Source organism: Rhodococcus sp. SORGH_AS_0303, from assembly GCF_030819335.1.
In the GTDB taxonomy this organism is placed as follows: domain Bacteria; phylum Actinomycetota; class Actinomycetes; order Mycobacteriales; family Mycobacteriaceae; genus Rhodococcoides.
Genome location: NZ_JAUTBO010000001.1, coordinates 2,505,492 through 2,531,668 on the forward strand (window position 1 = coordinate 2,505,492; position 26,177 = coordinate 2,531,668).

Below are 26,177 nucleotides of genomic sequence, written 5' to 3' on the forward strand. Positions count from 1 at the left end.
ACCACTCACCACGACCACGTGTGGACGGCCTCGCCCTCGTGCATGAGCTGCAGGTAGTCGGACAACATGCCCGCCACGGCGCGCTCGCGCGACTCCCCGGCACGCTCGCGTGCGACGACGGCATTGCGTTGCCACACCGATCCGGACTGACGGCGCAGGCATCGACCCTCGATGACCCGGAGGTAGCGGTCGCGCACCTCGGTGTCCACGCCGTACGACGCGAGACCCGCCTCGGCCATGGGCAGCAGTCGGCGCAGGACCAGCTCCTGCGGCGAGATCCAGCCGACCTCCGGCCAGTAGAGCCGCGAGTCGAACCCGCCGCGGGCCGCCGAGTGCAGGTTCTCCACGGCGGCGTCGAACGACATCTGCGTCCACACCGGCCGGTCCGCGTCGACGAGCGACCGCAGGGTGCCGTAGTACAGCGCCGCGTCGGCGAGGACGTCGAGCACGGTCGGCCCTGCGGGAAGAACGCGGTTCTCGAGACGGATGTGCTGCTCGCCGTTCGAGGTGTCGTAGATCGGACGGTTCCATCGGTAGACGGTGCCGTTGTGCATCTTCAGCTCGGTCAGGCCGGGCGCTCGGCCCGCCGCGAGTTCGGCCATCGGATCCTCGTCGGACACGACCGGCAGCAGCGCGGGGAAATACCGCGAGTTCTCCTCGAACAGATCGAAGATCGACGTGATCCAGCGCTCGCCGAACCACACGCGGGGTCGTACTCCCTGGTTCTTGAGTTCCTGTGGGCGCGTGTCCGTCGCCTGTTCGAACAGGGGGATCCGGGTCTCGTGCCACAGTGCCTTGCCGGCGAGGAAGGGGGAGTTGGCGGCCAGTGCCACCTGCACTCCCGCCAGCGCCTGCGCGGCGTTCCAGTGCGCGGGGAACTCCGTCGGCGAGACCTGCAGGTGTAGTTGCACGGAGGTGCACGCGGCCTCGGGGAGGATCGTGTCGGAGATCTCGTTCAACGACTCGATGTCGTGGCTGCCGGGCAGAGGGACCCCGGTGATCGACAGTTCGATGTCCTCGCCGCGCGCCGCGAAGATCTGTTGGTTGAGCAGGTCGTATCGCGGATTGCTGGACAACCACTGGTGGGCGAAGTGATCCTTGCCCAGCGTGGGCAGCATCCCGATCATCGCCAGGGCGCATCCCTGCTCACGAGCACGGGCGTCCGCGGTGTCCAGGGAGGTGCGTAATCCGTTCTCCAGGATGCGCATCCGGTCGCCCGCCAGCGGTTCCGGGGCCACGTTGATCTCGATGTTGAACTGGCCCAGCTCGGTCTGGAAGTCCGGATCGGCGATCGCCTCGAGCACGGCCGCGTTGGCCATGGCCGGCTGCATCGACTCGTCCACCAGGTTGAGCTCGATCTCCATGCCCAGGCGTGGCTCGTCCACCCGGAAGGTGTCGTCCGCCAACATCGCCGCCAGGGCGTCCAGACACTCCTGCACCTTGTGCCGGAACATCTGCCGGTCCTTACGGCTGAACGTGCGCTGCTCGACCTCGTCGCCCATCACGACATTGCACCACGTGGGCGGCCGCCAGGCGCACGACACGGGGGTTCGGCGGTGTCACCAGGGCGAGGCCGCGTAGTCCTTGAGGAACTTCCCGTGCAGATCGACACCGAGCTCACCCTGGACGATGGGGTCGTAGACACGAGCCGCGCCGTCCACCAGATCCAGGGGCGCGTGGAAGCCCTCGTCGGCGAGGCGGATCTTAGTCGGGTGCGGGCGTTCGTCGGTGATCCAGCCGGTGTCCACCGCGCTCATCGAGATGCCGTCGTCGAGCATCTCGTTCGCACTGGTGCGCGTCAGCATGTTCAGTGCGGCCTTGGCCATGTTGGTGTGCGGATGCCCCGGTCCCTTGTAGCCGCGGCCGAACTGGCCCTCCATCGCGGAGACGTTGACGACGTAGGACCGGCGATGCGGCGACGCCGCCAGGGCGGCGCGCAGGCGCGAGACGAGGATGAACGGCGCCACCGAGTTGCACAGCTGCACCTCGAGCAGCTCGACGGGATCCACCTGGTCGACGGTGTGCACCCAGCTGTTGGTCGGCGCCTCGTCGGGTACCAGCCCACCCGCGTCGATCGCCGTTCCGGCAGCCATGCGCTGCAGGGACGCCGAACCGGCGACGAGGGCCATGGACGTCACCTGCGACGGCCCCATGTTCGCCATGACGGCGGTGTCGAGAGCGACGGTGTCGCCGTCGGTCTCGCCGAACGCCCCCACCAGCGCTGCCGGGTGGGCATCGCTCGTCGCGCCGAACGTGCGCACCCCGAGCGCTGCCAGATCGACGCCGTGCTCACCGTCCTCGAGGGCGGTGTACGAGCCGGCGGACCGCTTGACGGTCTGAGCGGCGTTGTTGATCAGGATGTCGAGCGGGCCCTCCGCCGCGACGGAGTCCGCGAACGCGACCACCTGCGCGGGATCACGCAGGTCGATGCCGACGACGGACAGCCGATGCATCCAGTCGTGGCTGTCGGACATCGAGGAGAACCGGCGCACCGCGTCCGCGGGGAAGCGCGTCGTGATGGTCAGGTGAGCACCGTCGCGCAGCAGGCGCAACGCGATGTACATGCCGATCTTCGCGCGCCCGCCGGTGAGCACGGCGCGGCGGCCGGTGAGATCGGTCCGGGCGTCCCGCTTCGCGTGGTTCAGGGCGGCGCACTCGGGGCAGAGCTGGTGATAGAACGCGTCCACCGTCGTGTACCGCTGCTTGCAGATGTAGCAGGGACGCGCACGCTGCAGTGTGCCCGCGGTCTCGGTGGTGGTGGCCGACGTCAGCGCCAGCCCGGCGGTCTCGTCGTCGATGCGGTCGGGTGATCCGGTCGCCGTGGCGGCGACGACGGCGCGGTCGGCGTCGGCGACGCGGGCGCGCGACTCCAGGCGGCGACGCTTCTTCGCGGCCTTGAACATGCCGGCCGTGGCACGCTGCACGGTCACGGCGTCGGGGTGATCGTCGTCCAGGGCCGCCGCGCGGTCGAGCACCCGCAGGCACGCGGCGAGTTCGTCGGGGTCGATGCCCGTCACGCTGTGCTCCGTCATCGCCGCCTCCACGCTCCCGTGTCATGACGAAAGCCCCGATTCCGTGAGGAATCGGGGCTTTCGTCGGTCTGTCTTCGGTGTCCGAGGGGGGACTTGAACCCCCACGTCCGTTAATAGGACACTAGCACCTCAAGCTAGCGCGTCTGCCATTCCGCCACTCGGACATCCCGCGTCACACCCTGCTGGTCACACACAGTTCATGATCGCGTCGCACCCGTGTTCTCGGTGCGGTCGCTAAATCTAGCCGATACCGCGCCCTGGACCAAAACCGCACGTCGGAGCACCTGCCGAGGCACCTGGAGTGGTAGGAACGAGCTGTGTCCGCAACAGGAGAGAACGACCACCAGACCGAGAAGCAGACCGTGGCCGTGGACGAGGTGGTCGACCTCGTCTCGTCGCTGATCCGCTTCGACACCTCCAACACCGGTGAGCTCGAGACCACCGCCGGCGAGAAGGAGTGCGCCGAGTGGGTGGCGCGCCAGCTCGAGGCCGTGGGGTACGAGACCGAGTACGTCGAGTCGGGTGCGCCCGGCCGCGGCAACGTCTTCGCCCGACTGGCCGGCGCCGACAGCTCACGCGGCGCGTTGCTCGTGCACGGCCACCTCGACGTCGTTCCGGCCGAGCCCGCCGACTGGAGCGTGCATCCCTTCTCGGGTGCCGTCGAGGACGGCTACCTGTGGGGACGCGGCGCCGTCGACATGAAGGACATGGTCGGCATGGCCCTGGCGCTGGCCCGACAGTTCAAGTCGGCCGGCACCGTCCCGCCCCGCGACCTGGTCTTCGCCTTCCTGGCCGACGAGGAGGCCGGCGGCAGGTACGGGTCGCACTGGCTCGTCGAGCACCGGCCCGATCTGTTCGAGGGTGTCACCGAGGCCGTCGGCGAGGTCGGCGGCTTCTCGCTGACGGTGTCCACCCCCGAGGGCGACGAGCGTCGCCTCTACCTCGTCGAGACGGCGGAGAAGGGGCTCGCCTGGATGCGTCTGACGGCCAAGGCTCGCGCCGGTCACGGATCGTTCCTGCACGAGGACAACGCCGTGACGTACCTCGCCGAAGCCGTTGCAGCACTGGGTAACCACCAGTTCCCGCTGGTGATGACGGACTCGGTGACCGAGTTCCTCGCCGCCGTGAGCTCGGAGACCGGCCTGGCCTTCGACCCCGAGTCGCCCGACATCGACGGCACCCTCGCCAAGCTCGGCAGCATCGCCCGCATCGTCGGCGCGACACTGCGCGACACGGCAAACCCCACGATGCTCTCGGCCGGGTACAAGGCCAACGTCATCCCGCAGACGGCCTCCGCCACCATCGACTGCCGCGTCCTGCCGGGACGCAAGGCGCAGTTCGAGCGCGAGGTCGACGCGCTCATCGGTCCGCACGTCGAACGGTCCTGGATCACCGACCTGGAGCCGTACGAGACCACGTTCGACGGGCACCTCGTCGACGCGATGAACGACGCGATCCTGGCGTTCGACGAGAACGGCCGCACGGTGCCCTACATGCTGTCCGGCGGCACCGACGCCAAGGCGTTCGCCAAGCTGGGCATCCGCTGCTTCGGCTTCGCGCCGCTCAAGCTGCCGCCCGAGCTCGACTTCGCGGCGTTGTTCCACGGCGTGGACGAACGGGTACCCGTCGAGTCGTTGATCTTCGGTACCAAGGTCTTCGAGCACTTCCTTCTGCACAGCTGACAACCCCCGAACCCATATCTCCCGAGAGGACCTCATGTCACACGATCCCTACGCCGCACTGCCGTCGCTGCCGTCGTTCGAGCTCACGTCGGACAACGTCACCGACGGTCAGCCGCTCCACGAGGACCAGGTCAGCGGCATCATGGGCGCGGGCGGCCACGACAACTCGCCGCAGCTGTCGTGGTCGGGTTTCCCGGAGGAGACCAAGAGCTTCGCCGTCACCGTCTACGACCCCGATGCGCCGACGGCGTCCGGTTTCTGGCACTGGGCGGTGGCGAACATCCCCGTCTCGACCACCACCCTGGTCACCGGAGCGGGCGACGACAGCTCCACCGGGTTGCCGAACGACGCGATCACGCTGCGCAACGACGCGGGCCTGGCCCGGTTCATCGGTGCCGCACCCCCGCAGGGGCACGGACCGCACCGCTACTTCGTGGCGGTACACGCCGTCGACGTCGAGAAGCTCGAGATCGACGAGAGTGCGTCACCGGCGTACCTCGGATTCAACCTCTTCAGTCACGCCATCGCGCGTGCCGTCATCGTGGGCACGTACGAGCAGAGCTGACGAGAACCGAGTCAGCGCGGCCCGGGCCGCGGGACAGTCTCCGTGCCGACCGCGTCGGCCACCGAGGCGAATCCCGCGGCCCGAGCTCGTCGAGCCAACCCGACGGCGACGCGACGCGCCCAGAACGGACCGCCGTAGACGAAGCCTGTGTACCCCTGCACGAGGGTGGCACCGGCGAGGATGCGTTCCCACGCGTCGTCGGCGGTCTCGACACCGCCGACCGAGATCAGCGTCATCGAGTCCCCGACGCGTGCACGCAGTCGGCGCAGCACCTCGAGTGATCGGTCCGCGACGTACGGGCCGGAGACGCCACCCGTTCCGAGATCCGCGGCCCCGGCCGTCCGCAGCCCGTCGCGCCCGATGGTCGTGTTGGTCGCCACGATGCCGGCGGATCCCAGCTCCATGGCCAGGTCTGCCACCGCGTCGACGTCGTCGTCCGACAGGTCGGGCGCGATCTTCACCAGGACGGGCACCGTCACGACGCTCGCCACGGCGGCCAGCAGAGGCCGCAGCGATTCCACCGCCTGCAGATCCCGCAGTCCGGGGGTGTTCGGCGAACTCACGTTGACCACGACGAAGTCCGACAGCGGGCCGAGCAGCCGCGCACTCTCCGTGTAGTCGATCGCGGCGTCCGCCGCGGGAACCACCTTCGTCTTGCCGATGTTGGCGCCGACCGGGATGTCCCCGCGTCGTCCGCGCAGACGCTCGGCCACCGCCGCCGCACCCGGATTGTTGAAACCCATGCGGTTGAGCAGGCCTCGGTCGGCGGGAAGCCGGAAGAGTCGAGGCTGTGGGTTTCCGGGTTGCGCCTGCGCGGTCACGGTGCCGACCTCCGCGAAACCGAACCCCAGCGGACCCCACGCGTCGACACCCTCACCGGTCTTGTCGAAACCGGCGGCCAGCCCGACCGGGGTGGGGAACGTCACGCCGAAGGCGGTCGTCCGCAGTGCCGGATCTCGGACCGAGAGCACGCGCGAGACCAGCGCACGCAGGGGCGCGAATCGAGTCACCGCGACCATCGCCGCGAATGCGAGGTGATGAATGCGTTCCGGAGGGAGCAGGAACATCGCGCGGAGCAGCAGCCGGTACGGGCTCACAGCCTGGAAACCTCTCGTCGGGGAATCTCGTCGGTGGTGCGGCGCCACCACTCGGTCAGAGACCGGGATCGGGCACGTGGTGCGCGGTCTTGCGTCGTTTGAGAAGTACTCGTCTGCTGCCGTCGGTGTACAGCCGGACCCGGGAGAGCTCCCACCCACCGAACTCGGCAGAGATGGCCAGCCGCATCGAGGCCGTCACTCGGGTGACGTCCGGCGGCAGCTTGATGGGCACGTACTCCCAGTCGTCCGACTGGGTCTCCCAGCCGACGGGCATCGCACGGTTGTTCCGGTTCACGGATCTCGCTCTCGTCCTCGCGGGCACTCACGCCCGGGTCGGGATCACCTGGACCCCGGCGCCACTGTTCGAGCCTACGAAAAGTTCGCCAGACTGCGAGTCCACGGCGAGCGAGTCGGGCTGGCGCACTGTGGGGAACCGTGCCGACTCGACAGGAATTCCGGAGGTGATGTCGAATCCCACCACCTCGTTCAGTGCGGTCACGGTCACCCACACGGTGCCGTCGTCCTCGCACGCGACGGCGAACGGGGAACCGGCGACGGGGTAGCGCTGTCGCATGATCAGATCGGGGTCGCCCGTGAAGACGAGCAGTTCGTCGTCGGTCGTGTCGGCGACCACGACGGCACCGTCGGCGCATCCGGTCATGCGGGTGGCCCCGTCGCCTGCGCGCAGCGCGGCGCCGAGACGTTCGGCACCGACGTTCACGGACGTCACCGACGTCTGCCGGGTGTCCAGGGACACCAGATCGTCTCCGGTGCGTACGAGACCGTCGACCGACGCCTGACCGGGGATGGTGCTCTCGACCGCGCCGTCGGCTCCCGTGATCACGACGGTTCCGGTCGGCGTCCCGACGGCGTACCCGTCGTCCCACGGCGTCACCGAGGCGGCGCCGCCGTCGATCGCGACGTCGGTCGCCTCACCGGACTGCGCGTCCACCCGGCTGATGCCCGACGACGACGTGACCAACAGTTCGCCGTCCCTGCCGGCGGAGACGGACGTGCCGGGTGCGGAGAGTCGCACCGAGCGCGGATTATCCTCCGAGTCGAGCGGGGTCAGCAGCAGCGTCGTACCGTCGTCGGTGAGGATCCCGGCGATCCGGTCGCGAGGCTCGATCGCGAGGCCGTCGACGGTGGCCGGACCGCCGAAGCGCGGGTCGGCCGTGACGCCCGCCGGCGTGACGGTCGTGTCGGGGGACACCGCGGCGACCTCCGGCTCACGCGTGTTCAGCTGCTCCGGATCGTCGGAGTTCGCGCATCCTGCTGTGACCGTCGTCACCAGGGCGAGGCCGAGAAGGACGAAACGGGTACTGCTGCGTCGTGCCGGGTGGGCACTGGTCGGTCGGGGTGCCATGGGGGTGATTCTCCTTCAGGTCTTCTCTCATCCGATCATCTCGCCGTCCCGGCGCGAGCACAGGGGAGGGATGTGTCCACCATGACGCGTCTGTACGTTTCGACGAGTGCCTGTCGACGAGAGAGAGCGAGGGAGGGCGCATGACGGGGCCGAGCAATACGGAGTTCTCGGTGGAGGACGTGTCGGTGGGGGCGCACGCCCACGGGTTCGGGTCCACTCCGGACGGGCGGAGCTTCGCCTTCCGGGTACGCGGTAAGTCGTTGCGCGTGGAGGTCTACCGCTCCGACCTGGCGCAGGCCGTTCCCGACGATCTCGACGTCGACGCGGTCGCGGAGCGCGATGTCACGGACGTCGACCTCTCGGACGAGCGCTCGATCGTCGCCGCGGTCCGGGACGCGGTCGCCGACGTCCGTCCGCTCGACTCGCCGCAGCCGCCCGACACCACACTCCTGCGATCGCTGCTCGGGCGGCTGGGCAACGTGATCGACCCGAAGTGACGGTCAGGAACTGACGTCGTCCAGCGCGGAGGTGATGGCCGACGGAAGCGCGACCTCCTCGGCGGCCAACACACCCGTCAGCTGACCGATGTCCCGCGTCCCGACCACGACCGACGCGACACCGGGGCGATCTCGGGCCCACGCCAGAGCCACCGCGAGTGGCGACGTGCCCAGACCGTCGGCCGCCGTGATGACAGCCTCGACCACCTTCCCGCCGTCCTCACCGAGGAAGGGTGCGAGCGCGTGGCGTCGGTGATCGTCCGCGCCGCGTGAATCCGCGGGTACACCGTCCCGGTACTTGCCCGTGAGCACGCCGCCCGCCAGAGCCGACACAGCGAGAACGCCCACGCCGTGGTGGTCGGCCGCGGGGAACAGCTCGTCCTCGGCGCCGCGCGCGAGCAGGGAGTACTCCGCCTGCGCCGCGGTGATGTCGACGGACGCCGACACGGTGGCCAGCTGCCACGCCGTGAAGCCGCGAACACCCGCGTAGCGGACCCGCCCGGACGAGACCGCGTGCTCCAGAGTCGCCGCCACCTCACCGAGAGGGGTCTGCGGATCCCACGCGCCGACGCTCCACAGATCGAGGTGATCGGTGCCGAGCTCGCGCAGTGTCCTGTCCAGGTCTGCGAGGAGCGCGCGCCGCGAGCAGTCGACGGTCCAGTGCCCCGAGGTGTCCGGACGCGAGACGCCGGAATCGATGCTGAGAACCAGCTCACCGCGCGGAACCACGTCGTCGACGATTTCGGCCAACACCCGCACCGCGCGTCCGTCTCCATACGAGGCGGACGCGTCGACGAGGGTCCCGCCCGCGTCGACGAACGCCGTCACCTGCGCCGCGGCGTCGTCACCGTCGACTCCGCGTCCCCATTCACCCGTTCCGAGCCCCAGGCGTGACACCCGCAGCCCGCTGCTCCCGACCGTTCTGTGCTTCATGAAGGCAGTGCATCCGTTTCGCCGTGTTCCGTCCGTGTCTCGTCCTGCCGACACGGTGGTCGAGGCACGACCCTAGTACGGTCGTGCCTCGTGACTTCGACAGGAAACCTCGTCGGTGGCGTCTGCGCGCCGCGGAATCGGACGGCAGGAGAGCAGCGATGATCGCGGAATCGATGTCCTGGGTGCAGGCCCTCGTGCTCGGCGCCGTGCAGGGGTTGACCGAGTTCCTCCCCATCTCCTCCTCTGCACACCTGCGCATCGTCTCCGAGGTCTTCTTCGGTGACGACGCCGGCGCGTCGTTCACCGCGGTGACGCAGCTCGGTACCGAGGCCGCGGTCCTGCTCTACTTCGCCCGCGACATCGGGCGCATCGTCGCGGCGTGGTTCCGCGGTATCGCCGACAAGTCCCAGCGCGACACTCTGGACTACCGCATGGGGTGGTACGTCATCTTCGCCACCATCCCGATCGGGGTGCTCGGCTTCGTCTTCAAGGACGCGATCCGGACGGGTGCGCGCAACCTGTGGATCATCGCGACGCTGCTCATCGTGTTCGCCGTGGTCATCGCCGTCGCGGAGAAGGTCGGCCGACAGACGCGACCGATCGAGAAGCTCACCACCCGCGACGGCCTCGTCATGGGCGCGGCGCAGTGTCTCGCGCTCATCCCGGGCGTGTCCCGATCCGGCGCCACCACGAGTGCCGGTCTGTTCATGGGGCTGACGCGTGCCGCCGCAGTCCGCTTCTCGTTCCTGCTCGCGATCCCGGCCGTCACCGCGTCCGGACTCTTCTCCTTGCCGGATGCCTTCGAACCGGCGGGCGAAGGTCTGCAGGCATCGGGTTCCCAGCTCGTCGTGGCGACGCTCGTGGCCTTCGTACTGGGGTACGCCTCCATCGCCTGGTTGCTGCGCTTCGTCGAGAACCACTCGCTGTACTGGTTCGTCGGGTACCGCATCGTCGTCGGCGTCGCGGTTCTCGGCCTCCTCGCCACAGGTGTCGTCGCAGCGAACTGACGCCACCGCGACGCCGGGCGCCCCTCGCGTCTCACTAGGCTGAGGTCATGACGGTCATACTTCTGCGCCACGGACGCTCGACGTCCAACACGGCCGGCACGCTCGCGGGCAGGTCGGACGGCGTGGAACTCGACGATCTCGGTCGGGAGCAGGCGGAGCGTGTCGTCGCCCGTCTCGAGGTGCTTCCGCTCGCGGCGATCGTGCGATCACCGTTGCTCCGGTGCGAACAGACGATCGCGCCTCTCGCTGCGGCGCGCGAGCTCGAACCCGTCGTGGAGGATCGGCTGCTCGAGGTCGACTACGGCGAGTGGACCGGCAAGCCGATCAAGGATCTCGTGGGGGAGCCGCTGTGGAAGGTGGTGCAGCAGCACCCGTCCGCTGCCGTCTTCCCCGGGGGTGAGGGCCTCGCCGACGTGCAGATCAGGGCGGTGCGCGCGATCCGTGAGATCGACGCGCGGCTCGCCGCCGAGCACGGCGCCGACGTGCTGTGGGTGGCCTGTTCGCACGGCGACGTCATCAAGTCCGTCCTGGCCGATGCTCTGGGGTCGCACCTGGACCAGTTCCAGCGCATCGTGGTGGACCCGGCGTCGATCAGTGTCGTCCGGTACACCGAGACGCGGCCGTTCGTCCATCGTCTCGGCGATCTCGGTGGGGATCTGACGCAGTTCATTCCGACGCCGCCCGCCGAGACGGACACCACTGCCGAGGCCCCGTCCGACCAGGCTCCGACCGCGTCGGAATCGGACGCCGTCCCCGGTGGTTCCACCGGACAGTGACAACACGCGGATAATGGGAGTCACAGCCGCGGCAGTTCGGCGGCGCGATCTTTGGAGGTGCAGATATGCCACGCGCGATTCACGTCTTTCGCACCCCCGACCGGTTCGTCGCCGGAACGGTGGGTGAGCCCGGCGATCGATCCTTCTACCTCCAGGCAGTGCACGACGCCCGAGTGGTGTCGGTGGCGCTCGAGAAGCAGCAGGTTCAGGTCCTGGCCGACCGTGTCGGGCTCCTGCTCGACGAGGTGGCGAGGCGCTTCGGTACCGATGTGCCACCCGAGGAAGCCGATCCGAGCGACGTCGACCCACTGGTGATGCCCGTGGACGCCGAGTTCCGGGTCGGGACCATGGGTCTGGGCTGGGACGCTGACGCCGGCGCCGTCGTGGTGGAGCTGCTCGCCATCACCGAGACCGAGATCGACGAGTCGGTGGTGCTCGACGACACGGACGAGGGTCCGGACGCCGTGCGGGTGTTCCTGAGTCCGGAGCAGGCCCGTGAGTTCGCCGCGCGCAGCGAGCGCGTCATCGCTGCCGGTCGGCCCCCGTGCCCGCTCTGCGGTGAGCCCCTCGCGCCCGGTGGTCACATGTGCGTGCGGACCAACGGGTACCGGCGCGGCACCGTGCTGGGAAGCGACACCACCGAGTTCGGGGACGAGTCCTGACCTCCGCCGGCGACGCCACCGCGCCCTGGACCGACGACGACACGGACCTGCTCGCGCACGGCGAGATGACCATCGTCGGTCGCGTGGTGCAGGCGTCCAACGCGACGCTCGTGTGCGAGATCGAGCGTGAGGATCCGGCGCCGGCACTGCGATGTGTCTACAAGCCGGTGCGCGGGGAACAGCCGTTGTGGGACTTCCCCGACGGCACGCTGGCGGGCCGCGAGATCTCGTCCTACCTGATCTCCGACGCACTGGGCTGGGGCGTCGTGCCCACGACCGTGCTACGGGACGGTCCGCTCGGTGTCGGCATGGTGCAGCGGTGGATCGACACCGTCGAGCGCCTCCCCGAGAAGGGCGAGGGCTACGACATGGTGGACCTCTGCCGCCCCGACCTCGTGCCCTCGTCCTACATCCCCGTGCTCCGGGCCTACGACGATGCCGGCGACGAGGTGGCACTGGTGCACGCGGACGATCCGCGGCTGCACCGGATGGCTGTTCTCGACGTCGTCATCAACAACGCCGACCGCAAGGGCGGACACGTGCTCGAGGCACTCGACGGCTCCGTGTACGGCGTGGACCACGGCATCGCCCTGCACCGGCAGAACAAGCTGCGGACCGTGCTGTGGGGGTGGGCCGGTCGACCCGTCGACGCCGCTCTGGTGGCCGACCTCGTCGACTTCTCCCGCGACCTGCGCGGTGCCTTCGGGGACACCCTCGCGCCACACATCACCGACGAGGAGATCGAGGCGCTGGCCGGTCGCGTGTCGCGGTTGCTCGCGGAACCGGTCATGCCGGCGCCCGACTCCAGCAGGCCCATTCCCTGGCCCGCGTTCTAGACCGGGCACGCGGCGGCGGCTCCGGCCCGACCGGATAGTCTTCACCCATGCAGTCGTGGCCCGAAGTGGACGTTCCCAGCGTGCCGGGCGAGGGCCCGCCGCTCCGTTTGTACGACACGGCCGATCGCGCCGTGCGTCCCGTCGCGCCCGGTTCGACCGCCACCATGTACGTCTGCGGCATCACCCCGTACGACGCGACGCACCTGGGCCATGCGGCCACCTACCTGACGTTCGACCTCGTCAACCGGGTCTGGCGCGACGCCGGCCACGACGTGCACTACGTCCAGAACGTCACCGACGTCGACGACCCGCTCTTCGAGCGCGCGGCACGCGACGGCGACGACTGGATGTCGCTCGGACAGCGCGAGACCGACCTCTTCCGGTCGGACATGACCGCGCTCCGCGTCATCCCGCCGCGCGACTACATCGGCGCGGTCGAGTCCGTGACCGAGGTCGTGGAGCTCGTCGAGAAGCTCGTCGCCTCGGGCGCCGCCTACGTGGTGGACGACGCCAAGTACCCCGACGTGTACTTCCGCGCGGACGCCACCGAGCAGTTCGGCTACGAGTCAGGGTACGACCGAGCGACGATGGACACCTTCTTCGTCGAGCGCGGCGGAGATCCCGACCGCCCCGGCAAGCGCGACCCTCTCGACGCCCTCGTCTGGAAGGCCGAGCGTCCGGGCGAGCCGTCGTGGCCCTCGCCGTTCGGTCCGGGGCGCCCCGGCTGGCACATCGAGTGCGCGGCGATCGCGTTGAACCGCATCGGATCCGGCTTCGACGTGCAGGGTGGCGGCAGTGACCTCATCTTCCCGCACCACGAATTCTCCGCGGCCCACGCCGAATCACTCACGGGCGCAGACCGTTTCGCGCGACACTACGTGCACACCGGCATGATCGGCCTCGACGGCGAGAAGATGTCCAAGTCGCTGGGCAATCTCGTCCTGGTCTCGAAGCTCACCGCTGCGGGTGTCGATCCCGGTGCCATCCGCCTCGGTCTCCTCGCCGGCCACTACCGGCAGGACCGCACCTGGACCGATGAGATCCTCGCCGCTGCGCAGGACCGACTCGCGTTGTGGCGCAAGGCCGTGGCGCTCGAGTCGGCACAGTCCGCCGAGGACACCGTCGCCCGCGTACGCCAGCACCTGGCCGACGATCTCGACTCCGCCAAGGCACTCGACGCGATCGATGCGTGGGCACACGACGCCGTGACGCTCGGCGGCTCCGACCCCGCGGCGCCGGGGCTGGTGTCGCTGGCGGTGGACGCGCTGCTGGGTGTGAAGCTCTAGCTCGTCGGGAGTGGTGTTCCACTCGTGGTTCGTGATCGCGGTTCTCCGCGCTGTGACCGATCGAGTGGAACACCACGCCCACGTCGTCCACAGGGTCGCTCGATCCACAGCTTCTCTGTCGACCCTGGTCGGCTGCGCTGACGATCGCACACACTCGTCGACGATCTCGGACATGACCACGTATGGCCTAGCGACACGTCGGCAACTGTTGGCGGCAGGAGTCTCCAGCAGTTCCCTCTCTCGCGACTATCACCGCGTGTTACCGCAGATCTACTCTCGCACCGAACCGAGCTGGACCGGACGGTGCGCCGCCGTCCTGCTGTGGAGATCGGACGCCGTCCTCAGTCATCGGACGGCGGCCCGCTTGTACGGGTGGCTCGCCGAACCGGCCATCATCGAGGCCACGGTTCCCCGGGCGAGAAAGGGCCGTACTCCGTCGTGGCTCGTCCTTCATCGACGTGACCTGGCCAGTGATGCCGTCACTCGGGTCGACGACCTCTCCGTCGTCACGGAGGCGCAGGCACTGCTCGACTGCGTCGCGATCATGGAACCTCGTGCGGCGGGTCGACTCGTCGATCATCGGCTGGCCGCGGGCATGACACGGGATTCCGTGCGGCGACTCGTCGCGTCGGCACCGGGGCGCTCGGGGAACGCTCGCCTGACCGAGCAACTCAGATCTGCCTCGACGAGGTTCGCATCCGAGCCCGAACGGGTTCTGGACCGTGCCCTCATCGCCATCGGGCTGCGCCTGAAGGTCAACGCGCGGGTCGGGGCGTTCATCGTCGACTTCTACGACGAGGCGTCGCGGGTGATCATCGAGGTGGACGGCCGGGAGTTCCACATCGACGGAGATGTCTTCCGACGAGATCGCGTGCGCCAGAACATTTTGGTCCTGGCAGAATTCCGTGTGCTCCGCTACGCGGCATTCGATGTGCTGCGTGATCCGGACAGCATCGCTCGACAGATCGCCCACGAGGTCAGAAGGCGACGGCACGCTCGTCGCTGAGGGAGTGTTGTGCCAGTGTCAGCCCGAGAGAGCGGATTCCCGCCGCGAACACCCGGTAGTGGAACACCACACCCACCATCACACCTCGGCGAAGTCCAGCCCACCCTCCGCGGGGAGGTCGACGCGGCGGCTCAACGGCGAGCCCAGTGCCGCCGCCAGGTCGGACCCGTCGTGCTCCGCGAGCAACTCCCCGTTCTCCCACACGAGAAGCGCTGCGCTGACGGTGTTCTCGACCGTCGAGTGCGCGAGGTCGTAGTGGGCGCACCCGGGCACGTCGCGGTACGTGATCCAGAGGTCGTAGCCGGTCATGAACAAGTCCAGGTCGAACTGCACACTGAGCCCGAGGAGCTCGCTGCGGCCGTTGTCGTCGACACCCGCGAACGCCTCGTCCAGTGCGAGCAAGCGCGGTGAGTGCGGGTCCGCGGACGACAGCATCACGTGCGCCGCCGCGAAGAGCGGGAGGTGCAGCGACACCGACTGCTCGCCGCCCGAGAGCGCACTGTGGCGTGCGACGGTGAGCCTGTCCTCGGAGCCGTCACCGGAGATGAGCGTGAACGCGAAGACGCGCCACTGCCGGTAGTCCAGTGCGGCACTGAGGATCTCGGGGTACGAGCGCTCAGGATGCTGCGCCCGCGCCGTCCGGATCTGTGCCGCGAAGTGCACACGCATCTCGGCCAGTTCCTCGGGTCCGAGCGCGGAGGCGTCCCGCTCGAGCAGCTTCGACACGGCACGGGTGCTGTCGTCGAGGTTGTCCGCGAGCACCCAGTGCACGCCGATGGTGTTGCCCGACGACATGCGTCGCTGCTTCATCTCCGATCCCATACGGGCGATCAGTTCGCGGGCGTCGACCGTGCGCTCGTGGATCTGCTGCGCCAGGCCGGTGAGCAGAGCGTCCTCGAGGATGCGGCGCTCGGCATCGGTGAGCAGCGTCTCCTGGTCGCGTCGTGCCGCGTCGATGCGATCCGCGAAGTCCGCGATGGTGGAGTGGCCCTGCTCGTCCTGCACCCGCACCACGGTGACCCCGTCGGCCGCGTCCCAACTGAGCCGGAAATCCTGACCCGACGCGGCCAGCTGAGCGTCGAACTCCTGCAACGCCGCCGTCAGCGCGCTGCGTGTGGAGCGGCGGCTCGCATCGCTGACCTTGACCTGCGCCGTCGCCTCGGTCAGCTCGGTGTGCAGTCGGTGCACTTCCGGGGGCAGCACGTCCGGGGCCTCGTCTGGCCCGGCAGCCGTGTCGGTTCGGTAGAGCAGTTGCTCGACCGTCGACCAGGCCGCGTCGCTCGCCGGCCAGGAGCAGTCGCGCGCCGCACCGAGCACCGCCAGCAGATCGCGGTGCGCGTAGGGAGCCAGTCGCGCGGCGTCGCTGAGCGCTTCGGTCAACGCGGTCGTCAGTCCGGCGACGGCCGTCTCGTGCGCGCCCTCCGCCTTGCCGATGGCCTCGCCCGATTCACGGTCCGCCTTCGTGGCGGCGCGCTGTTCGGTCTTGCACGCCTCGATGCGCATCCTGATCGCGTCGAGTTCGGCGTCGATCTTCTCGGCGCTCGCACCGAGCGAGTCCCGCAGCATCTCCAACTTGGCGTGCTGTTGCTCGTAGTCGGATTCGGCGATGGCCGCTTCCTCGGCGTACTCCTCGGCCAGAATCATGGCCTCGTCGAGGCGCCCGGCAGCTTCCCGGTCGCGCTCGGCGGACCGGTCCGCATCGCCGCGGTGGCGCAGGATGGCGGAACCGGTGTTCTCGAAGTGGCGGATCGCCGCCGCGAGCGCGTCGAGGTCTCGCGGCGTGAACGGAGCCCGCCGCGCGACGGCGTCCGTCCGCAGACGTCGTTCGGCGGCAGACAGTTCGGCGATCGCGTGGTCCAGTTCTCGGTCGGCGGACGCGACCGACTCGGTCGTCGATCGGAGAGCGCCGGCGGCCGACGTGACCGCCCGGAGCGCAGCGGTGACCTCCGACGTACGAGGAACCGTCGAGACGGCGGCGCGGATCGAGTCGAGACGTTCTCGACACTGCTCGGCGACTCGATCGGCCTCGTCGCGCCGCGCGGTGGCCACCTCGAGGGCCTCGTCGATCTCCGCGATGCGGGACGTGCGTCGTGCAGCTCGTGCCGTCGCGCCGATGTACTCGGCGGCGTCCTTGTGGTGCGCGCCGCGCACGAGACCGTGCGCGAAGCTCCCGTCCCGTCCGACACCCGCAGAACTGCCCACGTCGTCCAGCGCGATCGAGTCGAGGATCGCCCGCACGGTGCTGTGCTGCACGGGGATGTCGTCCTCGACGACGAGGACGTCGGCCAGCGATCGCCCGGTCACCGGTGCGGTGGCGGTCAGGTACTGATCCGAGACGAGCCCCGTCGGAGCCGTGTCGGCGACCCACGCGTCCAGCAGGGTGGCCGCGTCGAGCGCGGCCTCGAGGGCCGCGGCATCGTCGGCGGTGACGTCGTCGGCGAAGCGGACGAGTGTCCAGAACGGTGCGCCGTCGAGACCCGCACGGTCGCCGGTACGGGTGCGCAGCGCCGGGGGAGCGTCGTCGTGCTCGGCGGCGACCGACGCGCGCTCGGCCGTCGACTCGGTGATGATGCGCGCCGCGTCGTCCCGGTCCTGCAGTGCAGCACTCCGTCGGTCCCGCACCGTGTCGAGCAGCTCGCGAACTCCGTCGCCGAGTACCTCGCCGAGCGTGGGTGCGTCGTCCTCGCCGATGCGTGCGAGCGCGGTGTGCAACGACTCGAGGATCTCGCCGTCGTCCAGCACCGAGGCGTGCGTGGCCCACCACGCGCGCAGCGATTCCGCCGTCGCGGCACGGGACGACTCGACGGCGGCCTCGGCCTCGCGGACGGAGGCCACCGCGGCGTCGTGCAGTGTGTGGGCGCGGTCGGCGGCCCGTTCGGTACGGGCACGCTCGGTGGTGGCACGGTCGACGACGGACAGCGCGGCACGTACGGCCCGGACGTCCCCGTCCCGCTCCTCGGCATGACCGCGTACCGCTGCCGTGATCTGGTCGGTACGGGCGTCGCGGGGGAGTGGCGTCCAGGCGATGCCGGCGTCCTCGGCGGCCGCGAGGAGCTCGTCCTCGGCGCGGACGATCGACGCGGTCGACTCCCGCAGCGCCACTGCGGCCTCGTCTGCCTCTCGTCGCCGGACGTCGACGGCCTCCGTCGCCTTGCGAGCCTTGTCGCGCTGCTGCGCGGTGGACACCTCGAGCTTGCGGACCGCATCCGCGAGATCGTCGAGCTGCTGCTTGCCCTCGTAAGCGGTGGACCGTTGCAGGGTCTGCTGGTCGGCGACGGCGAGATCGAGTGCGCGCTCGGCTGCCTCGTACCGCTTCTCCGCCTCGACGCGCTCGACCCGTCGTCGTTCACGCAAGCCCTTGGCGGCGAAGAGGGCGACGGTGGCGTGGTCGACGGCCTCGAGACGTCGACCGACCTGATCGACGTCGGTGCGCGCCTGGACGGCGAGGTACTTCGAGTAGACCTCGACGAACCTCTTCGACGCGTGGTCGGCCTGCACCAGTCCCTCGAGCGCGCGGCCCACCTCCTCCATGTCGCTGAAGGAGCGCGCCGCCTCGAGGACGAGGTGCTCGTCGAGGGGGCGCAGTCCGTCGGACAGCGCACGGGACAAGCCCTTCGGGTCGAGATTCTTCGCCAACTGCGGGCGTCGCAGCGTGAGAATCAGGGTGATGAGCTGGTCGTACCGCTCGGCGCCGAGACCGAACAGTCGCGCGTCGATGGCGGCGCGGTAGTCCACCGGCCGATCGACGATGGCGTCGGTCCCGATCTGCTCGGCCAGTTGCTTCTTCGTCAGCGGCCTGTCGTCGGTGCCCAGCAGTGAGAAGTCGACGCCCACGCGGCCGTCGGCGACGAAGTACCAGCGCGTCACCTTGTCCGCCGACCGTGTCGCACGCATGCCGATGCCGACGGTCACCGCTTCGGGCTCGTCCCGATCGCCACGTGCGAACTCCATCCACACGTACGAGTGCGCCGAATCCTGGCCGCGGTAGAGCAGATTGGACTTCATGGTGCGTTCCTCACCCGCGAACGGGTTGAGGCGACGCGGCTCGATCCGGCCGTCGAACACGAACGGGAACAGCACCTCGAGTGCCTTGGTCTTGCCGGATCCGTTGGGGCCACGCAACACCAGCCGACCGTCGGCGAACGAGAACTCCTGATCGCGGTAGTCCCAGAGGTTGATGATGCCGGCGCGCGTGGGCCGGAATCGGGTGCTGCGCGTCACGGGGTGTGCTCCTCGAGGGTGCTCGTGTGATCGGTGGGAAAGAGGCCGGCGGACGCCTGTTCTCGGACGGTGACGACCACTCCCCGATAGCGCGCCAGGGCCGGCAACGCGACGATGCCCCCGCGTACCGGTGCCACCAGAGTGAGGTTCGTCAGGAGTGCGACAGCGGCCGCGCGAACCCCGGCACGGTCCGCCTGCCACTGAGCGGCGAAGGTGCGGCCGTAGGCGTCGACGAGGGCGCCGACGGTCTCGTCGAGCCAGGAGTCCGCGACGAACGGGTGCCGGATCGTCTCGTCCGACGCCTCCACCGTGTCCGGGGCGACAGAGTCGTCGACCAGGTCGTCCACGACGCCGCCGTCCGGGATCGCGCTGTCGAGGGCCGCGAGCAGCGCGTCGGTAGGATCGATGTCCGCCTCGAGCGTGGTCCGATCGTCGGCATCGGGATCGAGTACCCGCTCCGCGATCTCACCGGCGAGGAGAAGGGCGACCTGCGCGACCGTGCCGGTGGACGGAAACCTGATGTCCGACAGGCGTCCCGACGTGTCGATGAGCGCGATGCCCTCTGCCCGGCGTTCGACGGACAGTCCGGTCAGCAGCCGGACATCCTCGACGGACCGGTCGTCCGGCATCGAGTCGGGGCCGTGGACCACGGGCTGCTCGACGAGCGCACGGCGGGCACGGCGAGCGCGATCGGCCGGGTCGTCCGTGGTGCTGTGCAACAGGTGTGCCGTGCTGCGCAGATGCTGGAGCGCGCGCGGTGGACGAAACAGGGCCACGACGACGGATCGGTCGATGTCGTACAAGGCCTCTCCCGCGTCGGGGTTGTGCGCCCACCCGCCGGCATCGCCGTCGGCCAGGGTGATCGCACCGCGAACGGACAACCAGCCGACGGCGTCGACGAAGGCGTCCCGGTCGGTCGCGCGTTCGGTGTCGAGGTCGACCCCGACCACCCGTCCGGCATCGGAGGCGACCTGAACCGCCAACTCGGACAACGTGATCTGGTCACCCGCGCGACCGAGTGCCGCCAGGGTGAGCGCCAGGAATGCGTAGCGGCGACGGTCGAAGACGCGGTCGGAGGTCGTGCGGGCCGGTCGACTCGCGTCCAACCGGTCGAGTACGGGGTAGAGCCGGGCCGTGGTCTCCGTGACCTCGAGTCGGTATCCGAAGAGATCGAGCATGTCCTCGCGCAGTTCCGTGGCCCATCGGCGAACCAGGGGCAGGGCGATGCGGTCCGGGTAGGTGCGGGTGATCAGGTGGTGGGACAACACGACTCGGGCGGCGCGCTGGTACGAGTCGAGTGCCAGGCTCGGAATGGTGCGTGCTCTCATCGCCGCGCGCCGATGGTGAGTGACAGCCGTTCGAGGTGCAGTAGACCGCGTTCGGTGCGCACCACGGTGGACTGCTCATGCGGTGCCAGTGTCAGGGTGACGCCACCCTCGGAGCCGGTCGAGCTGCCCACGCGGCCGCTGACCGGGACGCGTGCGGTGAGGGCGGCGTTGAGCAGCCCGAGCAGCACGTCGGTCTCCTCGTTGGTCAGATCCCGTTCGTACACCCCGTGTTCGGCGAGTGATCGCGCGGCCTGAGCGCGGCGACGCTGCACGCTCAGCTGTTCCTCGCGCAGACGCCGGACACCGGCGTCGTTGCGGTGGACCCTGGCAGGAGCACCGGCGGCGGGGGGCCGACCGGTCTCGGCGAGCGTGCGCGAGATCTCGACAGGCGGAGCGTCCCACCACGATCGCGTGGTGGGAATGATGTCGTCGTCGGGGTGGACCATCGACAGGTGACGAGGCCGGCCGAGGCCGAACACGGCACCGAACAGGGCGTGGGCGGACTCCTCGGAGGGAGCGGACGCGAACCACCCGGCGAGATGTCGCAGCTGGGACTCGCGACTGACTCCGCCCCTGCGGGTCTCGGTGACGCGGCGCAGCAGCGACAGCACGGCGGCGATGGCGCTCATGGTGCCCTCCCGCAGACGATCCGACTCGGTGAGCTCGCCGTCGGTGGAGGTGAACCAGTGCACGAGACCGGTCCACCGGCCCGCCCAGTCGGCGCGGCGCTCCTCGCGGCTGAGGAAGACGCGTTCGTCACTGGCTGCCACCCGGTCGAGCAGCGAGTCGAGTCCGGTGGCGTCCACCCGCTCGATGGCGGCGGTGAGCTTGGGGCCGAAGCGGGCGAGGTCGAGGGAGAACTCCCGCATGTGGGAGAGCAATGCGTCCTTGTGTGCCAGGAACGACTCGGGTGTGACGTCCGTGGTGCGGACGAGGTCGCCCAGCGACAGGTAGAAGTGCGCGGCGCGGGTGGCCATGTCGTTGAGAGCGGTGTCGAGCCGATCGAGTTTGCGGTACACCAGGTCGGCGTCCCCGGCGAGGTTCGCCGCCGCGAGATCCTCCAGGTCGGCGAGCAGCTCGGGCAGCACCAGACGCGAGAGCGAGGCGTCCTCGGGGCGGGCGGCCAGGACGTCCTCGACGGCGCGGTATGCCTGGTAGCCGACCTGACCGAACTGGTAGACGTAGTGGCGATTGCGGTACTCGGCGAGCGTGGCCGCGCGGGTGCCGTCGTAGCTGCGTTCGAGAACGCCCCACGTGTGCAACTGTTCGAGCAGCGGGCCGATCTCGAGGCCGGTCAGAGTGTCGCCGCCGTCGGTGCGGGCCAGGATCTCGGCCACCTCGCCGGCGTGCAGCAGAACGACGTAGCCGGTACGGGCATGTTCGAAGGCGCGCAGAACCCGCAGGTAGTCGGCCCGTTTCTCGGCTGTCGCGAACGAGAAGAGCCGGAGCCTGTCGTCCACCACGAAGGAGTCGGCGGATTCGGTCACTGCAACAGGGTAGGCGGTCAGGACAGTCGGACAGCCACCTGCCCGTCGACGACGTCGGCACGGTGGGTCCCGACCGTTCCGATGCCGTCGGTGGTGCACCGGCCGGTGTCCAGGGAGAACTGGTACTGGTGCAGGGGACACACGACGACGGCCCCGTCGATCTGCCCGTCCGCCAGCGGCCCGCCGCGATGGGGGCACACCGCGTCCATGGCGCGGACCGTCCCGTCGGTCAGGAGGAAGACGGCGATCTGTCGTCCGTCGACCACGTAGGTCCGGCCCTCGCCGGGGGTGAGATCGTCGACGGTTCCCACCACGGTCGCCTGTGCCGTCGTCATCGAACCGGCACCTGAGGCAGCGGGAGAAGCGGGAGGGAGGGCGCGAACTGGGCCGGTGACCGCGGCGCCGCGCGTTCCTTCCACGGATCGGTGTAGCCGTCGATGGATATCTGGATGCGCTCGTCGAGTCCTGCACAGAGACCCTCGGCGTCGTCGACGAGCAGTCGCTGCAACGTCTCGAGGCCGACCCGCGGGACGAAGGCGTAGGTCCGCTCGAGCCACTTCGCCTCCTCGCGGTAGTACTGGATGAATCGGCCCGCGAGGGTCAGGACCTCCTCGGGGGAGTCGACCGTGGCGAGGACGTCGCCCTTGCGGATGTGTGCGCCGGCCGCGCCGCCGATGTAGATCTCCCAGCGGCCGTCGCCGACGGCCACCACACCGAAGTCCTTGCAGAGCGCCTCGGAGCAGTTGCGGGGGCATCCGGCCACGGCCAGCTTGAGCTTTGCGGGAGTTTCGAGACCCTGGAACCGTTCCTCGATCGCGATGCCGAGTGCGGTGGAGTCACCGAGCCCGAAACGGCAGAAATCGCTGCCGACACAGGTCTTCACGGTGCGCATGCTCTTGCCGTACGCGAACCCGGACGGCATGTCGAGATCGCCCCACACCTTCGGCAGGTCCTCCTTCTTGATGCCGAGAAGATCGATGCGCTGTCCACCGGTGACCTTGACCAGCGGGACCCCGTACTTGTCGGCCACATCGGCGATGCGCCGCAACTGGTCCGGGGTGGTCACGCCGCCCTTCATCTGCGGCACGACGGAGAAGGTGCCGTCGCGCTGGATGTTGGCGTGAACGCGGTCGTTGATGAACAGCGCGCCTCGCTCGTCGACCCAGTCGGGTCCCCAGACCACGCGCAGCAGCGAGGCCAGCGGCATCTTCGCGGTCGCGTCCTCGGCGTCGGCCAACGCATCGAAGACTGCGGAGACGGACCGGAGGTTCTGCGAGCGGACGGCCTCGATCAGCTCGGGCTTGGACATCGGGATGCAGGGGACGTACCAGTCCGCCGCGGGATCGACCGCGAGCGCTCCACCGGCGGCGCAGGCGACGATGTCCGCGACCAGGCCCTTGCAGGATCCGCATCCCTTGCCCGCACGGGTCTTTCCCACGACCTCGGAGACGGTGGTGGCCCCGCCGTGCACGCAGGCGACGATGTCGCCCTTCGTGACCCCGTTGCAGTTGCACACCTGGACATCGTCGGACAGTTCGGCGGCGCCGGTCTCCGCGCTCGGCGTGCCCATGTCGAACAGCATGCTGATGCGCTCGTCGGGAAGCGGTACCTTCTCGTCGAACGCCTGAGTCAGGAAGCTCACCTTGCTGATGTCGCCCAGCAGCATCGCGCCGATCAGCTTGTTGTCGCGCACGACCACCGACTTGTAGGTGCCGCTGCGGGGTTCGTAGAACTGCACGAACTCGTCGGTGTCCCGCTCGGGACCCTTGACGCCCATCGCCGCAACGTCGACGCCCGCGACCTTGAGCTTCGTCGTCAGTCGCGAACCATGATAAGCCGCAGCCGGATTCGCACCGGTCAGCACGTCGGCCAGGACCGACGCCTGCTCCCACAAGGGAGCCACGAGGCCGTACACCTCACCGCGATGCTGGCAGCATTCTCCGACTGCGTGGATCGCTCCCTCGTCCTCGCACCGCATCTGATCGTCGACGACGATGCCGCGCTCGATCACCAGTCCGGCACGCCGCGCGAGGTCTACGTTGGGGCGGATACCGGCCGTCACGACTATCATGTCCGCGGGCAGGGTGGAACCGTCGTTGAACGCGACCCCGGTGACGGCACCGCTCTCGTCCCGCAACACAGCCGTGGTGCGCTTGGACGTGTACACGCCGACGCCGAGGTCCTCGATCTTGTTGCGCAGCACGCGTCCACCACGTTCGTCCAGCTGCTGGTTCATCAGGTGTCCGGGGGAGTGCACGACGTCCACGTCGATGCCCTGCGTGCGCAGACCGTAGGCGGCTTCGAGGCCCAGCAGTCCGCCACCGATGACGACGGCGCGGATGCCGTCGCGGGAGGACGCCATCTGCAGCATGCCGTTGGTGTCCTCGATCGTCCGGAAACCGAAGACGCCGCGCGCCAGTCTGCCGTCGGCCTCCCGCAGTCCGTCCATGTTGGGAAAGAACGTCGTGCTCCCGGTCGCGATGATCACGGTGTCGTAGGGGACGACGCGTCCGCTCTCGCACGTCACGTTCTTGGCGAAGCGGTCCAACGCCACCGCCCGGTCTCCGACGTGGAGGGTGACGCCGTTCTCCCGGTACCAGGCCATCGGGTTGAGCATCAGATCGTCGTCGTCGATGGACGACTCGCCCGAGAGCACGTGCGAGAGCATGATGCGGTTGTAGTTGCCGTACGGCTCGTCGCCGATCATCGTGACGTCGAACTTCGCACGGTCGCGGCCGAGGATCTCCTCGACGGTGCGGGCCCCCGCCATTCCGTTGCCGACGACGAGCAGGCGCTGCCGTTCTCCTGCAGCCGGCATCAGAAGATCATCATCCCGAAATCGACGACGACCTCGCCGCTGCAGCCGTCGGGCGCCGCGACGGTGAGCTCGAGAACCGAGTCGGGATCGACGTCCTCGACGACGCGCAGCGGAACGTTGACGCTCGCCTTCGCGCCCATCGGGAACACGCGCATCGACTCTCCGTCGCGCGTGAGCGTGACGACGACCAGTTCGTCGGAGGAGTTACCGCCGCGGAAGTAGAGCGGCTGGGCGGTCAGGCCCGACGGAACGGTGTACGCCGTGGCGGCGTCGAGAAGCTCGGACTTGCCCAGGCCGTGCCCGACGAAGGGAAAGACGCCTTGGATGAACTTCGGAGTGCTGGCCATGGGACGACTGTCCGTGCACGCGGTGACGGCACTGCTGCGCCCGTGTTACGGCGGCGTCATCATTCACTCTCGAGCGCGGCCGCCGCAGTGTCAGGTCTTCCGCCCGGTCATCACCAGCGGCGCGGCCACTGCCAGCAGGACGGCGGGAATGAGGAAGGCCGACGTCGGGTGCACCCCGTACAGCGGGGTGAGCGCGAGAGGAGCGAAGGCCGCCCCGGAGAACCGGAACGACTGGACGACCGACACGGCGCCGCCGCGGTTCGCCCCCGACGAGCCGAGGACAGCGGCGTTGACGCCGACGAGGATGAACTGGCTGGCCACACCCGCTGCCGCCCAGACGAGGCCGACGACCACCAGGCTGGGCATGGTGCCGGCGAGGGCGATGAGGACTGCGCCGACAGGAGCTGCGCCGACGATCGCTCGACGTGGACCGATGCGGTCGATCAGTCCACCGACGCGTCGTGCCACCAGGATTCCGGCGACCCCGAACACGGTCAGCAGCAGTCCGCGCTGTGTGGAGGACAGACCGAACGTGTCCTCCGCGCGGAAGGCGACGAGGAAGTTGAGTCCCCCGAGGGCGCCCCAGCCGAGGAGCGCGACCACTGCCACGCGGAGGACCGGGACGGTGAGAGCGTCGCGCAACCGTTCGGGACGACCGCCGGGGGTGGACGGCGCGGTGGCCGCGGGGAGCCCGACCAGCCCGAGGATCGCGGCGACGACGGCCAGCACGACGAACGCGTACCGCCAGTCGAACTCGGCGGCGAGGCCACCGACCAGCGGCGCACTGGTCTGACCCGCCGCCTGCAGGGCGCCGAAGGTACCCAGCACCCGTCCCAGGCGCTCGCGGGGAGTGACGGCCGCCAGTGACGCGAGGAGCAGCGGCGTCGTGAAGGAATTGCCGATACCCTGCAGTGCGCGCGCACCCAGCAACAGGTCGAGCGTGGGCGCGACCGCACACAGGAGCGAGGAGACGACGTAGAGCAGGTAGGCGAGGCGCACGGTGCGCACCCGGCCCCATCGCGCGCCGAGAGTGCCCGACACCAGCATGGCCAGAGCGAACGGAAACAGGTACGCGCTGAGAGTCGATGCCGCCGACCCGGTGGACACCCCCAGATCCGCGCCCATCTCGGGCAGCATCGAGGACACCACTCCGCCGCCGAACGGGCCGAGGAAGCCACCGGCGTACAGAGCGCCGATGCGGAGCCGTGCGAGTCGTGCGCTCACCGGTGAC

The 26,177-nt window shown here is 69.4% G+C and carries 22 protein-coding genes and 1 tRNA gene; 9 read left to right on the forward strand and 14 right to left on the reverse strand.

Annotation, left to right across the window (positions count from 1 at the left end; genetic code table 11):
* Positions 1-5 precede the first annotated feature (5 nt).
* The 3 genes from QE449_RS11850 to QE449_RS11860 form a co-directional block, all read right to left on the reverse strand.
* A complete protein-coding gene (locus QE449_RS11850; RefSeq protein WP_027505325.1) occupies positions 6-1,502 on the reverse strand; it encodes a glutamate-cysteine ligase family protein in 1,497 nt (498 codons plus the stop codon).
* A gap of 57 nt (positions 1,503-1,559) precedes the next feature.
* The gene (locus QE449_RS11855; protein ID WP_037185609.1) at positions 1,560-3,032 is read right to left on the reverse strand and encodes an SDR family NAD(P)-dependent oxidoreductase; all 1,473 of its coding nucleotides are present in this window, start codon (positions 3,030-3,032) and stop codon (positions 1,560-1,562) included.
* 78 nt (positions 3,033-3,110) lie between these two features.
* A tRNA-Leu gene (locus tag QE449_RS11860) sits at positions 3,111-3,196 on the reverse strand.
* A gap of 153 nt (positions 3,197-3,349) precedes the next feature.
* On the opposite strand from QE449_RS11860, the gene QE449_RS11865 reads away from it, so the two are divergent.
* Both QE449_RS11865 and QE449_RS11870 read left to right on the forward strand, forming a co-directional pair.
* Positions 3,350-4,714, forward strand: coding sequence for a M20/M25/M40 family metallo-hydrolase (locus tag QE449_RS11865; RefSeq protein ID WP_081821196.1), 1,365 nt, complete (start codon positions 3,350-3,352; stop codon positions 4,712-4,714).
* Between the two features lie 34 nt (positions 4,715-4,748).
* Positions 4,749-5,279, forward strand: coding sequence for a YbhB/YbcL family Raf kinase inhibitor-like protein (locus QE449_RS11870; RefSeq protein WP_027505328.1), 531 nt, complete (start codon positions 4,749-4,751; stop codon positions 5,277-5,279).
* Positions 5,280-5,290: 11 nt separating this feature from the next.
* Here the strand turns inward: QE449_RS11870 and QE449_RS11875 are convergent, their stop codons facing one another.
* Genes QE449_RS11875 through QE449_RS11885 form a run of 3 tightly spaced genes read right to left on the reverse strand, consistent with a single transcriptional unit; the run spans position 5,291 to position 7,742 of the window.
* On the reverse strand, positions 5,291-6,376 hold the full coding sequence (locus QE449_RS11875) for a quinone-dependent dihydroorotate dehydrogenase (protein ID WP_307108861.1): 1,086 nt from the start codon (positions 6,374-6,376) through the stop codon (positions 5,291-5,293).
* 55 nt (positions 6,377-6,431) lie between these two features.
* Complete coding sequence (locus QE449_RS11880) at positions 6,432-6,650, reverse strand: DUF5703 family protein (RefSeq protein ID WP_037185612.1); 219 nt, start codon at positions 6,648-6,650, stop codon at positions 6,432-6,434.
* Between the two features lie 48 nt (positions 6,651-6,698).
* Complete coding sequence (locus QE449_RS11885; RefSeq protein WP_307108862.1) at positions 6,699-7,742, reverse strand: hypothetical protein; 1,044 nt, start codon at positions 7,740-7,742, stop codon at positions 6,699-6,701.
* A gap of 140 nt (positions 7,743-7,882) precedes the next feature.
* Here QE449_RS11885 and QE449_RS11890 point away from each other — a divergent pair, with 140 nt between their 5' ends.
* Positions 7,883-8,239 carry a hypothetical protein gene (locus tag QE449_RS11890; protein WP_307108863.1) on the forward strand — a complete coding sequence of 119 codons (357 nt, stop codon included), beginning with the start codon at positions 7,883-7,885 and terminating at the stop codon, positions 8,237-8,239.
* A gap of 3 nt (positions 8,240-8,242) precedes the next feature.
* Here QE449_RS11890 and QE449_RS11895 read toward each other — a convergent pair whose 3' ends face one another.
* Positions 8,243-9,172, reverse strand: a complete 930-nt coding sequence (locus tag QE449_RS11895) for an aldo/keto reductase (protein ID WP_222631102.1) — start codon at positions 9,170-9,172, stop codon at positions 8,243-8,245.
* 161 nt (positions 9,173-9,333) lie between these two features.
* On the opposite strand from QE449_RS11895, the gene QE449_RS11900 reads away from it, so the two are divergent.
* The 6 genes from QE449_RS11900 to QE449_RS11925 all read left to right on the forward strand — a co-directional run bounded on the left by QE449_RS11900 (position 9,334) and on the right by QE449_RS11925 (position 14,745).
* Positions 9,334-10,179: an undecaprenyl-diphosphate phosphatase gene (locus tag QE449_RS11900; RefSeq protein ID WP_027505333.1), complete on the forward strand. Its 846-nt coding sequence runs from the start codon at positions 9,334-9,336 to the stop codon at positions 10,177-10,179.
* A gap of 47 nt (positions 10,180-10,226) precedes the next feature.
* A complete protein-coding gene (locus tag QE449_RS11905) occupies positions 10,227-10,955 on the forward strand; it encodes a histidine phosphatase family protein (RefSeq protein ID WP_307108864.1) in 729 nt (242 codons plus the stop codon).
* Positions 10,956-11,020: 65 nt separating this feature from the next.
* The gene (locus QE449_RS11910) at positions 11,021-11,617 is read left to right on the forward strand and encodes a DUF3090 domain-containing protein (protein ID WP_027505335.1); all 597 of its coding nucleotides are present in this window, start codon (positions 11,021-11,023) and stop codon (positions 11,615-11,617) included.
* Positions 11,614-12,453: an SCO1664 family protein gene (locus tag QE449_RS11915; protein ID WP_373425285.1), complete on the forward strand. Its 840-nt coding sequence runs from the start codon at positions 11,614-11,616 to the stop codon at positions 12,451-12,453. The genes QE449_RS11910 and QE449_RS11915 overlap by 4 nt, the downstream gene beginning before the upstream one ends.
* A 47-nt stretch (positions 12,454-12,500) precedes the next feature.
* Positions 12,501-13,739, forward strand: a complete 1,239-nt coding sequence (gene mshC / locus QE449_RS11920) for a cysteine--1-D-myo-inosityl 2-amino-2-deoxy-alpha-D-glucopyranoside ligase (RefSeq protein ID WP_307108865.1) — start codon at positions 12,501-12,503, stop codon at positions 13,737-13,739.
* A gap of 256 nt (positions 13,740-13,995) precedes the next feature.
* A complete protein-coding gene (locus QE449_RS11925; RefSeq protein WP_307108866.1) occupies positions 13,996-14,745 on the forward strand; it encodes an endonuclease domain-containing protein in 750 nt (249 codons plus the stop codon).
* 78 nt (positions 14,746-14,823) lie between these two features.
* Here QE449_RS11925 and QE449_RS11930 read toward each other — a convergent pair whose 3' ends face one another.
* The 7 genes from QE449_RS11930 to QE449_RS11960 form a co-directional block, all read right to left on the reverse strand.
* Positions 14,824-18,966: a TIGR02680 family protein gene (locus QE449_RS11930; RefSeq protein ID WP_307108867.1), complete on the reverse strand. Its 4,143-nt coding sequence runs from the start codon at positions 18,964-18,966 to the stop codon at positions 14,824-14,826.
* A complete protein-coding gene (locus QE449_RS11935) occupies positions 18,963-20,294 on the reverse strand; it encodes a DUF2398 family protein (RefSeq protein WP_307108868.1) in 1,332 nt (443 codons plus the stop codon). Before QE449_RS11935 ends, QE449_RS11930 begins: the two co-directional genes overlap by 4 nt.
* A complete protein-coding gene (locus QE449_RS11940; protein WP_307108869.1) occupies positions 20,291-21,781 on the reverse strand; it encodes a TIGR02677 family protein in 1,491 nt (496 codons plus the stop codon). Before QE449_RS11940 ends, QE449_RS11935 begins: the two co-directional genes overlap by 4 nt.
* 17 nt (positions 21,782-21,798) lie before the next feature.
* A complete protein-coding gene (locus QE449_RS11945) occupies positions 21,799-22,116 on the reverse strand; it encodes a Rieske 2Fe-2S domain-containing protein (RefSeq protein WP_307108870.1) in 318 nt (105 codons plus the stop codon).
* Positions 22,113-24,599, reverse strand: a complete 2,487-nt coding sequence (nirB, locus tag QE449_RS11950) for a nitrite reductase large subunit NirB (protein ID WP_222631119.1) — start codon at positions 24,597-24,599, stop codon at positions 22,113-22,115. The genes QE449_RS11945 and nirB overlap by 4 nt, the downstream gene beginning before the upstream one ends.
* The gene (locus tag QE449_RS11955; RefSeq protein ID WP_042572487.1) at positions 24,599-24,946 is read right to left on the reverse strand and encodes a hypothetical protein; all 348 of its coding nucleotides are present in this window, start codon (positions 24,944-24,946) and stop codon (positions 24,599-24,601) included. The genes nirB and QE449_RS11955 overlap by 1 nt, the downstream gene beginning before the upstream one ends.
* Positions 24,947-25,036: 90 nt before the next feature.
* Complete coding sequence (locus QE449_RS11960) at positions 25,037-26,170, reverse strand: MFS transporter (RefSeq protein WP_307108871.1); 1,134 nt, start codon at positions 26,168-26,170, stop codon at positions 25,037-25,039.
* Positions 26,171-26,177: the final 7 nt, after the last annotated feature.

Coding starts and splice junctions, on each gene's coding strand:
- QE449_RS11850 (WP_027505325.1), bottom strand. CDS start 1,502: ATGGGCGACGAGGTCGAGCAGCGCACGTTCAGCCGTAAGGACCGGCAG.
- QE449_RS11855 (WP_037185609.1), bottom strand. CDS start 3,032: ATGACGGAGCACAGCGTGACGGGCATCGACCCCGACGAACTCGCCGCG.
- QE449_RS11870 (WP_027505328.1), top strand. CDS start 4,749: ATGTCACACGATCCCTACGCCGCACTGCCGTCGCTGCCGTCGTTCGAG.
- QE449_RS11880 (WP_037185612.1), bottom strand. CDS start 6,650: ATGCCCGTCGGCTGGGAGACCCAGTCGGACGACTGGGAGTACGTGCCC.
- QE449_RS11885 (WP_307108862.1), bottom strand. CDS start 7,742: ATGGCACCCCGACCGACCAGTGCCCACCCGGCACGACGCAGCAGTACC.
- QE449_RS11890 (WP_307108863.1), top strand. CDS start 7,883: ATGACGGGGCCGAGCAATACGGAGTTCTCGGTGGAGGACGTGTCGGTG.
- QE449_RS11895 (WP_222631102.1), bottom strand. CDS start 9,172: ATGAAGCACAGAACGGTCGGGAGCAGCGGGCTGCGGGTGTCACGCCTG.
- QE449_RS11905 (WP_307108864.1), top strand. CDS start 10,227: ATGACGGTCATACTTCTGCGCCACGGACGCTCGACGTCCAACACGGCC.
- QE449_RS11910 (WP_027505335.1), top strand. CDS start 11,021: ATGCCACGCGCGATTCACGTCTTTCGCACCCCCGACCGGTTCGTCGCC.
- mshC (WP_307108865.1), top strand. CDS start 12,501: ATGCAGTCGTGGCCCGAAGTGGACGTTCCCAGCGTGCCGGGCGAGGGC.
- QE449_RS11935 (WP_307108868.1), bottom strand. CDS start 20,294: ATGAGAGCACGCACCATTCCGAGCCTGGCACTCGACTCGTACCAGCGC.
- QE449_RS11945 (WP_307108870.1), bottom strand. CDS start 22,116: ATGACGACGGCACAGGCGACCGTGGTGGGAACCGTCGACGATCTCACC.
- nirB (WP_222631119.1), bottom strand. CDS start 24,599: ATGCCGGCTGCAGGAGAACGGCAGCGCCTGCTCGTCGTCGGCAACGGA.
- QE449_RS11955 (WP_042572487.1), bottom strand. CDS start 24,946: ATGGCCAGCACTCCGAAGTTCATCCAAGGCGTCTTTCCCTTCGTCGGG.